Source organism: Flavonifractor plautii ATCC 29863 (assembly GCF_000239295.1).
GTDB lineage: Bacteria > Bacillota > Clostridia > Oscillospirales > Oscillospiraceae > Flavonifractor > Flavonifractor plautii.
Window position 1 is genome coordinate 1 of record NZ_JH417652.1, and the last position, 14,291, is coordinate 14,291.

Genomic DNA, 14,291 nt, shown 5'->3' on the forward strand with positions numbered 1-14,291 from the left:
CCGCCGATCCCAACGGATCGGCGGCGCTGCTGCTTGCGCTGTATTCAACAGATGGACCGGAATACGTCCAGCAGGTGGGGCAGGGCGGGATTCTGGTTGTCCTGGTTCCACATCAGGCGGACGTTGGCAAAGGGAACCCCCAGCAGGGGGATAAAAGCCACCTTGCCCTGGCAGAGACAGGCCATATCATCGCTGAGGGTAGAGATTCCAATACCGCAGGAAACCAAGGTGAGCAGAACCGGCACATGAGTGGCCTCCGCCACCACATGGGGGGCGAAGCCTGCATCAGCCGCCGTCTTCCAGATAAAATCGTGGCCGGGGATGGAGGCGGTGCGGGCCATGACCACAAACGGCTCGTCCTTCACCTCTTCCATCCGTATGCTGCCACGGGAGGCCAGCGGGTGGTCCAAAGCGGTGATGATGCACTGGTGGTTTTTGTGCAGCAGGATGGAGGGGGACTCCTGCCCGGAGGGCATTGGCATATAGTTCAGGATGGCGTCCACCTCTCCACGCTCCAGCGCGGACAGCAAGCTGGAGTGGCTATAGCCACGGATAAGCAGCGAGACATGGGGATAGGCCGTGCGAAAGCGCTGATAGAGTGTGGGCAGCTTGGGTTCGAAGGTGTCCCGCATGATGCCCAGGGTCAGGGAACCGCGATAGCCCTCCTGGGCCAGCCGGGCGGCCACCACGCTGCCCCGGTATTCGTCCAGAATTTTCGGACATTTTTTGAAAAACACCGTGCCGGCCGGGGTGAGGGCTACGCTGCGGGAGTTGCGGTAGAAAAGCTGAAGGTCCAGCTCTTTTTCCAATGCGGAAATCAGCCGGCTCAGAGCCGGCTGGGCCATGAACAGGTCGTCTGCCGCCTGGGTAAAATTGAGACGCTGTGCCAGCACCATGAAACACTCCAGTTGATTTAGAGTCACTGGGAATCCCTCCACACGTTCGATAAGTTGGGGATATCAGTATATCAAAATTCGTGCGGCTTGTCACGACCTGTTTGCTATGCAAAAGCATAGCAAAGTTGGCCATGTGCCGCTTACAGCGGCACGGCCATGAGATTATCGCACATGGGCCGGGACGGCCCACATGCGCAAAGACTTCATGCGTCTAAGCCTTTGCATAGTTTCGTAGTGCGCCCTGTGCGCACGGGGTTTTATGCAGTTAGGAGATAGTAGCCATATGGTAACTGTGCATCAATTCATGGTTAGCCACAGAGAGACACTTTTATTTTTGTGCAAAACAAACAATACTGAACCTGTTAAATTCCTCTATATGGAAGATTGGAGTCGAATTGCAGTAATCTAATCGAAAGCTGCATTTCAGCCATACAAAACCGGCATTTTACACAAAGGCAAAGAACGGGTAATATGCAGGGGAAACGAAGGCAAACTAAACTTTTTGCTTTTCAGAAGGAGGAAGTACAGATGAAAATTTTGGGTATTTCCGGCGGTATGCGCAACGGCAGCAACGACGGTATGTGCATCGAGGCCCTGATGGGGGCCAAGGAGATGGGCGCCGAGGTGGAGTTCATCCAGCTGCAGAACCTGCACATCGAGCACTGCACCGGCTGCACCGCCTGCGTGCAGAGCGTGCTGGGCGGCCGCGGCGGCAAGTGCGTGCTGAAGGACGACTTTGACTGGCTGCTGGACAAGATGCTGGACGCCGACGGCATTGTCTTCTCCACCCCCATCTTTGAGAAGGGCGCCACCGGCCTCTTCCACACGATTACCGACCGCTTTGGCCCCCGCATGGACCGCGGCAACAACATCATCGGCACCAAGATCGCCGAGGAGACCGGCGGCACCGCCCCCGATCCCCGCATCCTGAAGGACAAGGTCATCTCCTTCATGTCCGTGGGCGGCTCCGACTGGGTGACCCGCACCCAGTGCGACGCCGGCATGCTGGCCCTGACCCCCATGTGGAAGGTCATTGACAACGAGGTGTTCCCTTGGGCGCTGTCCATCCTGGTGGAGGACGAGCGGGTGGCCCGCGCCCACCAGATCGGCCGCAACATCGCCGAGGCCGCCAAGGACATCGAGCACGCCCAGTACCAGGGCGACGCCGGCGTGTGCCCCCACTGCCACAGCCGCAACTTCCACCTGCAGGACGGCAAGGCCATCTGCTGCCTGTGCGGCCTGGAGGGCGAGATCCACAACGAGGGCGGCAAGTACTCCTTCACCTTCCCCGCCGAGCAGCTGGAGCACGCCCACGACACCCTGTCCGGCAAGTTCATCCACGGCAACGACATCAAGGAGAACACCGGCAAGAAGATTGCCAACATGCAGACCGAGAAGTACAAGGCCCGCCAGGCCGCGTACCGCGCCTTTATCACCGCCACCGTGCCCGAGAAGGGCTGAGAAGGAGGGTTCGGGATGTCCGTGGAATTTCGTCCCATGCGCAGCGTCATCTATGTGGACGTCTGCAGAGAGGAGTACCGCCACCGCCTTCAGCACTGGCTGTACGGCCACCATATTCAGGATTCCATCTCTAACTTCGGCCCCTATGTGACCAAGTACGCCTTCTACAACGCCCTGCCCGTGCCCCCGGAGGGGGAGCGCTTCGGCACCCGGCGGATGCAAATGACCGAGCACTACTGGCTGGTCAACGAGATGGAGCCTGAGATGCGCAACAAGGCCATTGCCGAGTATATGCCCATGGACGTGCTGCGCTGGCAGGGCTGCGTGCCCGACACCGACGAGACCCCCCACGAGAACCTGGACGGCGACGTGGGCCGCTCCATCGGCGGCGACAACGGCTGCCCGCCCTTCGTCTTCGCCCATGTGCCCATCTCCTGGGAGGAGGACTTCAAGGGCAAGGGCCGCATGGTGTGCGACGGCCCCAACTACCGCTGGCAGTTCGTCATCCAGTACCCCGACGGCGTCAGCGAGGAGGAGGGCGAGCGCTGGTTCCATGAGGAGATCGTCCCCTACTTCCAGGCCCGGCCGGAGGTCAACCGCTTCCTGTCCAGCCGGATCTACCACGACGTGGTGGGCTGCACCTTCCACCGCCTGGTGGAGCTGTGGTTCGACGGCCCCGAGGAGTGGTATCAGGCGGCGGTGGAGGGCGCTAAGGCCCTGCCCAAGCCCGTCTGGGCGCAGCAGGAGCGCTTCCCCTTCCTGAAATCCAACTTCAACATTGTGGGCATGTTCCTCACCGACATCCCCACCAGCGACAACCTGACCCAGTTCCGCGGCTACATCACCATGCGTTAAGCGCCTTCCGCCCCGGGCGGAGCGACGCGCCGGCCTCCCGCCGGGGGGCCGGAAACACAAAAGGATGGAGGGATTCCCCATGTTCCGCAAGGATCAATTCGGTATTGTCTTCAACACCATTTTCTCGCTTATGTTCGCCATCTTTCTGCCCCTTTACATCGACGGCAGCAACATGTTCCGGGAGGCGGGCGCCATCCTCTGGGGGCCGCTGGTTCAGCAGCTCACCAAGGACTTCATCCCCGGCTTCGCCGTGGCCTTCGCCATCGGCACCTACATTGATCTCAAGGCCATGGGCGACGGCTTCGCCCGGCTGTGCGGGGTCAAGAATGAAAACGGCCTGCTGTTCCACATTTTGCGGGTGGCCTCCATTACGTTCGTCATGGCCGTGCTGATGAGCCTCGTCATGATGTTCCTGGCCGTGGGCTACACCATGCCGGCGGGCGCCTTCTTCATGGCCTATCTGATGAGCTTCCCCCTGACCTACGTGGTGGCCCTGGTGGTGGCGTTCATCACCTTCGCCTTCGGTATGCCGCTGACCATCGCCCTGTGCCGGAAGCCCCCCAAGATGCCGGCCCATCCCTAATCAAACAGCGATCTGGGCGCACCAGCTTCGGGTGCGCCTGGATCCATTTCCAAGGAGGTACGTTATGTCAGTTCCCTTTTACGCCAAAAGCCCGGAGAACCAGGGCTATATCAAGAACATGGAGGTCGTGGGCTTCTGCGATCTGAACGGCGTCAACGCCTTCCAGATGGCCCTCCATAAGACCGACGACGGGCGCTATTACATGTACTGCGGCTCCTTCCGCGGCCCCGGCTGGAACGTGGTGGACGTGACCGACCCCACCCAGCCCAAGGTGGTCAACTGGCTGGAGGCCTGCGATCCCAAGGAGTACCCCGCCACCAACACCCCCAAGATTCAGGTGGCCGACGGCCTGATGATCGGCGCCACCGGCGGCGGCGTCTCCTTCCTCCACGGCTGCAAGCCCGGCGACAAGAGCCTGGGCAGCCTGCAGATCTTCGACATCAAGACCGATCCCGTCCACCCCAAGCTGCTGGGCAAGTGGGAGACCGGCGTGGAGAACGGCATGGGCGTGCACCGCTTCTTCTACAACGGCGGGCGCTACGTCCACCTGTCTGCCGACTGCCCGGGCTACACCGGCAACATCTACCGCATCCTGGACATCATCGACCCCACCCACCCGGTGGAGGTGGGCCGCTGGTGGGTGCCCTGCCAGTTCACCGACGGCCTGAAGGAGGGCGAGTACCCGGTGGACGGCCCCCAGCACTGGGAGTTCATGGACTGGCCCCAGCTCCACGGGCCTCCGTTCGTGGTGGGCAACCTGGCCTATCTGTCCTACTACTGCGAGGGCCTCATCATTCTGGACATCTCCGACATCACCCGGCCCAAGAAGATCGGCCAGCTCCAGTTGAAGGGCCCCTTCTCCGGCAAGTTCGCCGGCGCCCGCACCCACACCTGCCTGCCCCTGCCCGGCCGCAGCTTCCTGGTGGCCACCAACGAGGGCGAGCGCTTCCCCTTCTACAACAAAGAGATTCTCACCACCGGCCCCCGCAAGGGCGCCCAGCCCATGAACAACCTGCACATGATCGACATCTCCGATCCCACCGATCCCCAACTGGTGGCCGAGTTCCCCTACCCCGAGGTGCCCGAGAACTATCCCTGGCCCAACTTCAACACCGCCGGAATGGACGGCGCCCAGGGCCCCTTCGGCCCCCACAACATCCACGAGCCCATGAGCAACAAGCCCTGGCTGGACCAGAACCCCAACCGGGTCTACTGCTGCTACTTCCACGCGGGCATGCGGGTGTATGACGTGTCCGACCCCTACTACATCAAGGAGCTGGCCTACTTCATCCCCCCCAACCCGGAGAAGCTGCTCTTCGATATCCCGGTACCCGGCCCCATGCTGGCCACCACCGAGGACTGCGTGGTGGACGACCGCGGCTACATCTACATGGATACCTGGCACGACGGCATGTACATCCTGCGCATGAAGGAAGACAACAAGAACTAAACCACAAAAAAGCCCTCCGCCGTTCGGCGGAGGGCTTTTTATCGGCCTGAGGAGGCTCAGGGGCGCTTGATGTTGAGGTTGAGCGCCAGGGCGGCCACGGCGAGTACCAGCAGCAGCACCAGCGGGGCGGCGTAGCCCCCGGTTTGGGTGAGCAGGACGCTGGCGGCGGTGGCAATGAAGGAGGCGCCGGTCAGGTTGAAGTTCATGACGGAGAAGTTGAGGGAGAAGTACTTGGCGCCGTAGAAGGAGGAGGTAAAGGCGGAGGAGATGGTGGGGCAGGCGCCGTAGGAGATGCCGGTGATGCACAGGCCGGCCACGCACAGGGGGACGGAGTGGACGGCCACGGACAGCAGCGTGACCAGGGCGGCCAGGATGGCGGCGCCGTTGGCCAGCAGCATGGTGCGGCGGCGGCCCAGGGTGTCGAAGAGGGCTCCGGTGAGGATGCGGCCCAGGCCGTTGCACACGGCGAGCACGCCCACCAGGGTGGTGGACAGGGCGGCGCTGGCCCCCACGGAGAGGGAGAGATCCTTTGCAAAGGAGATAACGGTGTTGCCCATGGCGGCCAGGAAGATGATGCACAGGAAGGCACGCCAGAAGGTGAAGCGGCGGAGCATCTGGCCGGTGGTGTAGTCGGCGGCCTCAAAGTCCTCCTGCACCCGGTTGGCGGCGGCCTTGGGCTGGGGCGGGACGGTGCCGGGGGCGGGGAGGCGGATAAGAAGGGCGGCCGCGACCAGCACAATTCCGATGGCGACGCCCAGGCAGAGGAAGGCCGCCCGCCAGCCCACGGCGGGATTCTGGATGAGGGCGTCGGCCAGGGAGCCGAGCACGAGGGAGGAGGCACCAAAGCCCATCAGCAGCGCGCCGGAGCAGGTGCCCTTTTTGTCAGGGAACCAGGCCTGCACGGTGGAGAGCACCACATTATAGGCAAAGCCGATGCCGGTGGCGGTGATGACGCCGTAGCTGAGGTAGAGCATGGGCAGGCTGCTGCCGTCCAGCCGGGCGGTCAGTACAAAGCCGATGCACGCCAAAGCGCCGCCCAGGGCGATGGTCAGGCGGGTACCCAGCCGCCTGGCCAGCAGACCGCCGCCCACTCCGCCCAGACAGAAAAAGCACATGGTGAGAGTAAAATTCATGGTCAGTTGGGAGGCGTTCCAGCCGAATGCGTCGGCCAGCGGTGCTTTCAGTATGGACCAACTGTAAAGGATACCCGCGAAGAGCATGGAAAGGATGCCTATGGTCAAATAAAACCACCGAATTGTGGGGGCCTTGGTGTTGCAGGGCATAATATGTCGCACCTCAAATCTTGTATTTTATATTTCGCATTATATATAAAATTTTAAAAATTGTCAATCGGCGGCTGGGAATTTTACAGGAGGGAGCGGCCGGCCCGGAGGCCGATGCCGGTAAAGGCTGCGGAGGTACGGAGCGTTACCCGTATTGAAAAAAACACGGTTATAGAGGACGGTTTAAGTCTGTCACATCTGTAACAATTCTGTAAAAAATTTTTTGAATCATGTAAAAAGGTGGTTGCCCTTTTCGGAGGGATAGAGTATAATAAGGGCACACGCTCAGGGAGGGGAGGACAAAATCGTCTGGACCAAACTGGGCTATTTTTCTGAAAGGAAGGTAGATTACAATGAAGAAGTCCAAGAAGCTCCTTGCACTGCTCCTGTGCCTGGCGATGGTCTTCGGCCTGGCCGCCTGCGGCAACAGCAACAAGCCCGCCAACAGCCAGACCCCTGCGCCTGGCACTAACACCGAGACCCCCGCGCCCGAGACCGAGACCCCCGGCGAGACCGAGGCCGATCCCGACGCCATCGAGGACAGCATGACCTCCGCCGACAGCAAGTATCAGGTGGCCTTCGTCACCGACGTAGGCCAGTTGAAGGACAAGTCCTTTAACCAGGGCACCTTTGACGGCGTGAAGCTGTACGCCGCCGCCAACGGTCTGAGCTACAAGTACTACCAGCCCGCCAACGGCAGCGAGGCCACCGACGATGACCGCTATGACGCCATGAAGGCCGCCGTCGAGGGCGGCGCTGACGTGGTGGTGTGCGCCGGTTACCTGCAGGAGGCCGCGCTGAAGAAGGCCGCCATCGAGTATCCCGAGACCCCCTTCGTCTTCATCGACGGCTATCCCCTGACCGATGACGCCGGCAACACCCTGTCCAACGTAGCCGGCATCGCCTTCAAGGAGGAGCAGGCCGGCTACTTGGCCGGTTACGCCGCCGTCATGGACGGCTTTACCAAGCTGGGCTTCTCCGGCGGCGGCGGCGGCACCAATCCCGCCTGCTGCCGGTTCGGTTACGGCTATGTCCAGGGCGCCAACGCTGCGGCGCTTGAGAAGGGCGTCACCGTGGACATGAACTACTCCTGGCAGTACGGCTCCAACTTCTCCGCCTCCACTGATCTGCAGACCATGATCAACGGCTGGTATGTGAACGGCACCGAGATCGTCTTCGCCTGCGGCGGCTCCATGTTCCAGTCTATCGTGGCCGCCGCCTCCGCCAATGACGGCTATGTTATCGGCGTAGACGTGGACCAGTCCGGCGAGTCCGAGTACGTCGTCACCTCCGCCATGAAGGGCCTGGCTGACGCCGTGCAGTGGGCCGTGGCCAAGGTCTATGACGGTACATTCGACACCATCGGCGGCCAGCAGACCTCCCTGGGCGTCGCCGACAACGCCGTGCAGCTGCCCACCGGCGCGGATTCCTGGCGCTTCGAGACCTTCACCGTGGAGGAGTACGAGTCCCTGTACCAGCAGATGGTGGACGGCACCCTGGTGGTGGACGACGACTACACTGTGATGGACAACGCCGAGACCGCTACCAACTGGAGCAACGTGAATGTGAATATCATCTGATTCACACAATCACCTCAGAAAGAGGGAGAGGGCTTTGTGCCCTCTCCCTTTTCTTGTGACAGAAAAGGGACAAATTTCTTGTGTTTTCCATGGGGGTATTATATAATAAAACTATACTGTATAGAGGAGGCGGGATGAGGACTATGGAAGCGGAAAACGTCATTGAAATGCTTCACATTACCAAGGAATTCCCCGGTATCATCGCCAACGACGATATCACACTCCAACTCCGAAGAGGGGAAATCCACGCCCTCCTGGGGGAGAACGGCGCAGGCAAATCCACCCTGATGAGCGTGCTGTTCGGTCTGTATCAGCCGGAAGCGGGCGAAATCAAGAAAAACGGTAAGGTGGTGAAGATCAACAATCCCAACGACGCCACCGCGCTGGGCATCGGCATGGTGCACCAGCACTTCCAACTGGTGGATGTGTTCACTGTGCTGGACAATATCATTCTGGGCGCCGAAACCACGAAGCTGGGCTTCCTGCAGAAGAAGGAGGCCCGCAAAAAGGTAGAGGCCCTGTCGGAGAAGTACGGCCTAAAGGTGGATCTGGACGCCAGGGTGGAAAACATCACCGTGGGCATGCAGCAGCGGGTGGAGATCCTCAAGATGCTCTACCGCGACAACGAGATTCTGATCTTTGACGAGCCCACCGCCGTCCTCACCCCCCAGGAGATTGATGAGCTGATGGCCACCATGAAGGAGTTTGCCAAGGAGGGCAAGAGCATTCTCTTCATCTCCCACAAGCTCAACGAGATTATGGCCGTGGCCGACCGCGTCACAGTGCTGCGCAAGGGCAAGTACATCGGCACCGTGGATACTAAGGACACCGACAAGCAGTCCCTGTCCAACATGATGGTGGGCCGCCCGGTGCAGCTTGAGGTGGTCAAGGAGAAGGCCAGACCCGGTGAAACGGTGCTCAAGGTGGAGCACCTGACGGTCCCCTCCCATACCCAAAAGAGGGATGCGGTCCATGATGTCAGCTTCGAGGCCCGGGCGGGTGAGATTCTGTGCATCGCCGGCATCGACGGCAACGGCCAGAGCGAGCTCATCTACGGCCTGACCGGCCTGGAGAAGTGCAGCGGCGGCACGGTGACCCTCTGCGGCCACGATATCAGCCACGCCTCCATCCACCACCGGAGCGCGGACATGAGCCACATCCCGGAGGACCGCCATAAGCACGGACTGGTGCTGGACTTTACCCTGGAACAAAACATGGTGCTCCAGCGCTTCCGGGAGCCACGGTTCCAGCACATGGGCTTTGTCAAGCAGGGCGAGGTGCGCGCCTACGCGGAAAAGCTGATCGAGCAGTACGACGTGCGCTCCGGACAGGGGCCGGTGACCATTGCCCGCTCTATGTCCGGCGGCAACCAGCAGAAGGCCATCATTGCCCGCGAGGTCGACCGGGAGAAGCCGCTGATTGTGGCGGTGCAACCCACCCGCGGCCTGGACGTGGGCGCCATTGAGTACATCCACAGCCAGTTGGTGGCCGAGCGGGACAAGGGCAAGGCGGTGCTGCTGGTCTCTCTGGAGCTGGACGAGGTCATGAGCCTGTCCGACCGCATCCTCGTGATGTATGAGGGCGAGATCGTGGGCGAGCTGGATCCCGCCGCCACCGACGTCCAGGAGCTGGGCCTCTATATGGCCGGCGCAAAACGAATGAAAAAGGAGGGCGAGGGGGCGTGAAGCAGAAGCTTTCCAACCTGTGGGGCAAAGACGGCACCAAGTCTGTACTGGCCTCACTGATCTCCATCCTCATCGGCATGGTGGTGGGTGCGCTGATTATCATCATCGTGGGTGCCGCCAACCCGTCCCTGGGGCTGAACAGCGCGTGGGAGGGCATCCGCCTGGTGTTCGGCGGCCTGTTCAGCACCGGACGCGACGCGGCGGGCACGCTGACCTTCGGCTTTAACTCCACGAACTTGGGCAACATGCTCTTCCGGGCCACCCCGCTGATCCTTACCGGCCTGTCGGTGGCTGTGGCCTTCAAGACCGGCCTGTTCAACATCGGCGCGCCGGGCCAGTACCTGATGGGCACCGCCGCCACCCTGATTCTGGCACTCACCATCCCCACTGAAACGGTTCCAGCTCCGCTGGTGTGGCTCATTGCCTTCCTGGGCGGCATGCTGGCCGGCGCCCTGTGGGGCTGTATCCCCGGACTGGTGAAGGCCTTCCTCAACATCAACGAGGTGCTGGCCTGCATCATGACCAACTGGATCGCCGCCAACCTGGTGACCTGGCTGTTCGACAAGGGCAGCCTGTTTGAGAGCCTCCAGAATCACGTGGAGAACACCAAGACTGCCTATATCTACAAGACCAGTTTCAATGGTGTGGAGACCGCCAAGCTGGGTCTGGACAAACTGTTCCCCAACTCTCAGGTCAATGGCGGCATCCTGATTGCCATCGGTATCGCAATTCTGATCTATATCCTTATGAACAAGACCACCCTGGGCTACGAGCTCAAGGCCTGCGGCGCCAACCGCCACGCGGCCCGGTACGCCGGCATTGCCGACAAGCGCAACATCGTCCTGTCCATGGCCATCGCCGGGGCCCTGTCCGGCGCGGCCGCCTCCCTGTACTACCTGTCGGGTAACACGGAGTTTTTCTGGTCTACCTACCAGACCCTTCCCGCCACTGGCTTCAATGGCATCCCCGTGGCCCTGCTGGCCGTCAGCAATCCCATCGGTGTGATCTTTACCGGATGCTTCATGTCCATGCTGGATATTGTGGGTCTGCAGCTTACCAACCTGACGGCTTACAATGAGTATATCACCGATGTCATCATCGCCATCATCGTCTACCTCAGCGCTTTCTCCCTGGTCATCAAGATGTTCATCAGCGGCCAGCGGAAGCGCCGGAGCAAGGCTGCCCTGCCCGCGGCAGAGGCGGCGGCCAAACCGCCGGAGGGCGGAGGCGGCGCAGAAGTGGAGAAAGGAGGCGAGTCGGCATGACGTTCCTCATTCAGCAGACCCTGATCTATGCCGTCCCGCTGATGATCGTGGCGCTGGCTGGCGTGTTTGCTGAGCGCAGCGGCATCATCAACCTGGCCCTGGAAGGCATTATGATCTTCGGCGCGTTCGCGGGCGTCCTCTTTGTCAACGTGACCCAGAAGGCGGGTATCTTCTCCGAGGCCAAGGCGGCTGGGGACTGGGTGGCGCTCCAGGGCTTCATGCTGCTGGCCATGCTGGTGGCGGCCATCCTGGGCGCAGTGTTCTCCCTGTTGCTCTCCTTTGCCTCGGTCAACCTGAAGGCGGACCAGACCATCGGAGGTACCGCACTGAACCTGATGGCCCCCGCCCTGGTGCTGTTCTTCATCCGCATCATCGCCAACCAGAACACCCTGCAGATGGCGGAGGGCGACGCGGCAAGCTGGTTCATGCTCAAAAAGAGCTTCTTCGGCTACGGCCGCAGCGACGAAATGGGCTTCTTCGGGGACACCTTCATCAACAAGGCATATCTGGCCACCTACATCTGTATTATCCTGTTTGTGGTGCTGTCCATCCTGCTCTACAAGACCCGCTTCGGACTGCGGCTGCGCTCCTGTGGTGAGAATCCACAGGCGGCCGACTCCCTGGGCATCAACGTCTATGTGATGCGCTACGCCGGCACCACAATCTCCGGCGCCCTGGCGGGCATGGGCGGCTTCGTCTACGCTCTCACCACCGCCAACTGCGCCTCTACCGGCGACGTGGCCGGCTTCGGCTTCCTGGCGCTGGCCGTTATGATCTTCGGCAACTGGAAACCTTTGAACATCGCCGGCGCGGCCCTGCTGTTCGGCCTGTTCAAGTGCATCGCCGCCTCCTATGCCAGCATCGACATCAACGGCGACGGTGTATTCCTGCTGGCCGAGCTCGGCATCAGCCCCCACTTCTACCGGATGCTGCCCTATATTATCACGCTGGTCGTTCTGGCCTTCACCTCCAAGAAGTCCAGGGCTCCCAAGGCGGAGGGCATCCCCTACGACAAGGGAAAGCGGTAACGGAGTATACCTGTACTTTAGCAGATGTTCTCCACTGGAAGGTAGGCCATATGTCCTACCCCAGGAAAGAAAAGTGCCCCGCCGTTCCATCGGAACGGCGGGGCTTTTTTCAGAGAATGCGGGAGGGCTCCACGCTTTCGGCCAGGGCCCGCAGCGCGTCGGGCTCTTCCAGACGCCAGCCCTCGGGGGTACGGCGGAGGTATCCGGCCTGGGCAAAGCGGCTCATCACCCGGGTAAGCTGCCGGTAGCTGGTGCTCAGCGTCTCGGCGGTGCGGGTCAGGGTGCCATGGAACCAGCCGTCCTCCGCCTGGGAGAGCAGATAGGCGGCCAGACGGTTTTCCAGCGGAAGCAGCAGGTCGTTGGTGGCGCGGAAGGTATTCATTACCACAATGCGGGCCAGCCGCCGGGAGGCATAGCGCAGAAACCCCAGGTCGGAGCATAGAGCCTCCCGGTACTCCGCCAGTGGGAGGGCCGCACACAGCGCGCCGTCCTCCTGGGCGCGCTGGTCGGTGGTGGCCTGGATGTTGCCCAGCACCACCTCTACGTCGCCGCCCACCAGCTCCCCCGGCTGGGCGGTGGCCACCAGCCGAGTGCGTCCGGCGGCGTTGGTCAGGCTGGTCTGGATGCCGCCCTCCAGAAGCAGGTAGAGGCTCTGCATGGGTTCCCGCAGGCGGCAGAGGTATTCTCCCTTCTCATAGTACTGAAGTGTCCAGGGATAGGCGGCGGTCCAGGGAAGGCGCTCGGGAATCCGGCAGCGGGCAAACAGGGCCGCCAGCCGCTCCGGATCTTGGAAGCGTTCCATGCGATTCCCTCCTTGTGCAGTCAAATCACGCGGATGCGTTTCCATCTGCCCCGCCAGTAGCGGAACAGGAAGAATGCGGCCCGTACCACCCAGTCGGCGATCATGGCGAGCCATACCCCAAGCAGTCCCAGGTTCAGGCCCCAGGCGCAGGCAAACACATAGCTGAGCACTACCCGGCAGACAAACATGGAGCCCAGGGAGACCGCCATAGTGAAGATGGCGTCCCCAGCCGCCCGCAGGGAGTTGGGAAGGGTGAAGGCCAGGGGCCAGAACAGGACGTTGCCCACGGCGCAGGCCCGGAGCACTTGGGCAGCCATGGCGCAGGCCTCTGGGCTCAGGTGAAACAGGGTGACCAGTCCCCCAGCCGAGAAGAAGAGGGCGGCGCTCATGACCAGCATGCAAAGATAGCTGGCCCCCACGAGACGCTTGGTGTAGTAGACCGCCTGCCCTGTCTCGCCAGCCCCCATACACTGGCCGATAACGGTAATGATGGCCAGTCCCAGGGCCATGCCGGGCACATTGATGACCCCGGCCACACTGTTGGCGATGGCGTTGGCGGCCACGGCGGAGGTGCCGAAGGTGGTAATCAGGTTGAGGACCATCAGCTTGCCTGCCTGAAACATGCCGTTTTCCATACCGTTAGGGATGCCGATAAATAGGATGCGCTTGACGATGGCACCCCGGAACTCAAAACGCAGCAGACCCTCCACCCGGAGCACATGGTCGGGGTGGTTGAGCAGCGCCATGATAATGACGGCCGCCGCGATGCGGGAGACCAGGGTGCCGATACCGGCGCCGGCGGCCCCCATGCCGAAGCCGAAGATCAGCACCGCATTGACTGTGATGTTGATTACATTCACAACCAGGGAGCAGAACATGGACACCTTGCTGTTGCCCATGGCCCGGAACAGGGCGGCCCCGGCGTTGTAAATGCCCATGAAGGGATAGGCCGTGGCGGTGAGCAGGAAATAGACCAGGGCGTTCTCCATCACGTCGGCCTCCACGCGGCCGAAGATCAACGCCAGAATGTGCTGCCGGAGGACCAGCGCGGCCCCCATCAGCAGCAGGGACAGGGCGCACATGGCGTACAGAAGCTGCTTGGAGGCAGCCTTGGCGTTGTCGGTGTCCTGCCGCCCCAGATACTGGGAGACCACCACCGCGCCGCCGGTGGAGAGGGCGGAAAAGACCTGAATGATGAGTGTATTGATGTTGTCCACCAGCGAGACGCCGGATACGGCGGCCTCGCCGGAGGTGGTGACCATGACGGTGTCCGCCATGCCGACAGTCATCAGCAGAAGCTGCTCAATGACCAGGGGAATGATGAGCCGCAGCAGTGCGTCGCGGGAAAAGAGCAGGCTGCTGCGGGCCGGTGCCTGTTCCGGCATTCTCCCGCCTCCTCTACA

Annotated in this window: 12 protein-coding genes; 8 read left to right on the forward strand and 4 right to left on the reverse strand. The window is 61.6% G+C overall.

All coding sequences use genetic code 11. The features are described 5' to 3' along the window. Positions 1–44: 44 nt before the first annotated feature. Complete coding sequence (locus tag HMPREF0372_RS02085; protein ID WP_080567983.1) at positions 45–923, reverse strand: LysR family transcriptional regulator; 879 nt, start codon at positions 921–923, stop codon at positions 45–47. 501 nt (positions 924–1,424) lie between these two features. Here HMPREF0372_RS02085 and HMPREF0372_RS02090 point away from each other — a divergent pair. The 4 genes from HMPREF0372_RS02090 (at position 1,425) to HMPREF0372_RS02105 (ending at position 5,245) form a co-directional block, all read left to right on the forward strand. Then, complete coding sequence (locus tag HMPREF0372_RS02090) at positions 1,425–2,357, forward strand: flavodoxin family protein (RefSeq protein ID WP_039996523.1); 933 nt, start codon at positions 1,425–1,427, stop codon at positions 2,355–2,357. A gap of 15 nt (positions 2,358–2,372) precedes the next feature. Further along, positions 2,373–3,212 carry a hypothetical protein gene (locus HMPREF0372_RS02095; protein ID WP_007488562.1) on the forward strand — a complete coding sequence of 280 codons (840 nt, stop codon included), beginning with the start codon at positions 2,373–2,375 and terminating at the stop codon, positions 3,210–3,212. A 79-nt stretch (positions 3,213–3,291) separates the two neighbouring features. Then, positions 3,292–3,795: a hypothetical protein gene (locus tag HMPREF0372_RS02100; RefSeq protein WP_110503351.1), complete on the forward strand. Its 504-nt coding sequence runs from the start codon at positions 3,292–3,294 to the stop codon at positions 3,793–3,795. A 64-nt stretch (positions 3,796–3,859) separates the two neighbouring features. After that, a complete protein-coding gene (locus HMPREF0372_RS02105; protein ID WP_007488564.1) occupies positions 3,860–5,245 on the forward strand; it encodes an LVIVD repeat-containing protein in 1,386 nt (461 codons plus the stop codon). Positions 5,246–5,301: 56 nt separating this feature from the next. Here the strand turns inward: HMPREF0372_RS02105 and HMPREF0372_RS02110 are convergent, their stop codons facing one another. Next, entirely contained in the window at positions 5,302–6,528 is a 1,227-nt protein-coding gene (locus HMPREF0372_RS02110) for an MFS transporter (RefSeq protein WP_007488565.1), read from the reverse strand. A gap of 353 nt (positions 6,529–6,881) precedes the next feature. Here HMPREF0372_RS02110 and HMPREF0372_RS02115 point away from each other — a divergent pair, with 353 nt between their 5' ends. The 4 genes from HMPREF0372_RS02115 to HMPREF0372_RS02130 all read left to right on the forward strand — a co-directional run bounded on the left by HMPREF0372_RS02115 (position 6,882) and on the right by HMPREF0372_RS02130 (position 12,086). Further along, complete coding sequence (locus tag HMPREF0372_RS02115) at positions 6,882–8,108, forward strand: BMP family lipoprotein (protein ID WP_007488567.1); 1,227 nt, start codon at positions 6,882–6,884, stop codon at positions 8,106–8,108. A gap of 134 nt (positions 8,109–8,242) precedes the next feature. Continuing rightward, positions 8,243–9,793 (forward strand): ABC transporter ATP-binding protein, encoded by a 1,551-nt coding sequence (locus tag HMPREF0372_RS02120; RefSeq protein WP_007488572.1) that lies wholly within the window; start codon positions 8,243–8,245, stop codon positions 9,791–9,793. Continuing rightward, positions 9,790–11,058 (forward strand): ABC transporter permease, encoded by a 1,269-nt coding sequence (locus HMPREF0372_RS02125; protein ID WP_007488573.1) that lies wholly within the window; start codon positions 9,790–9,792, stop codon positions 11,056–11,058. The genes HMPREF0372_RS02120 and HMPREF0372_RS02125 overlap by 4 nt, the downstream gene beginning before the upstream one ends. Beyond that, entirely contained in the window at positions 11,055–12,086 is a 1,032-nt protein-coding gene (locus HMPREF0372_RS02130) for an ABC transporter permease (protein ID WP_007488574.1), read from the forward strand. The genes HMPREF0372_RS02125 and HMPREF0372_RS02130 overlap by 4 nt, the downstream gene beginning before the upstream one ends. A 109-nt stretch (positions 12,087–12,195) precedes the next feature. Here HMPREF0372_RS02130 and HMPREF0372_RS02135 read toward each other — a convergent pair whose 3' ends face one another. Then, entirely contained in the window at positions 12,196–12,888 is a 693-nt protein-coding gene (locus HMPREF0372_RS02135) for a cyclic nucleotide-binding domain-containing protein (RefSeq protein WP_007488575.1), read from the reverse strand. Positions 12,889–12,908: 20 nt separating this feature from the next. Continuing rightward, on the reverse strand, positions 12,909–14,273 hold the full coding sequence (locus HMPREF0372_RS02140) for an MATE family efflux transporter (protein ID WP_007488576.1): 1,365 nt from the start codon (positions 14,271–14,273) through the stop codon (positions 12,909–12,911). Between the last annotated feature and the right edge of the window lie 18 nt (positions 14,274–14,291).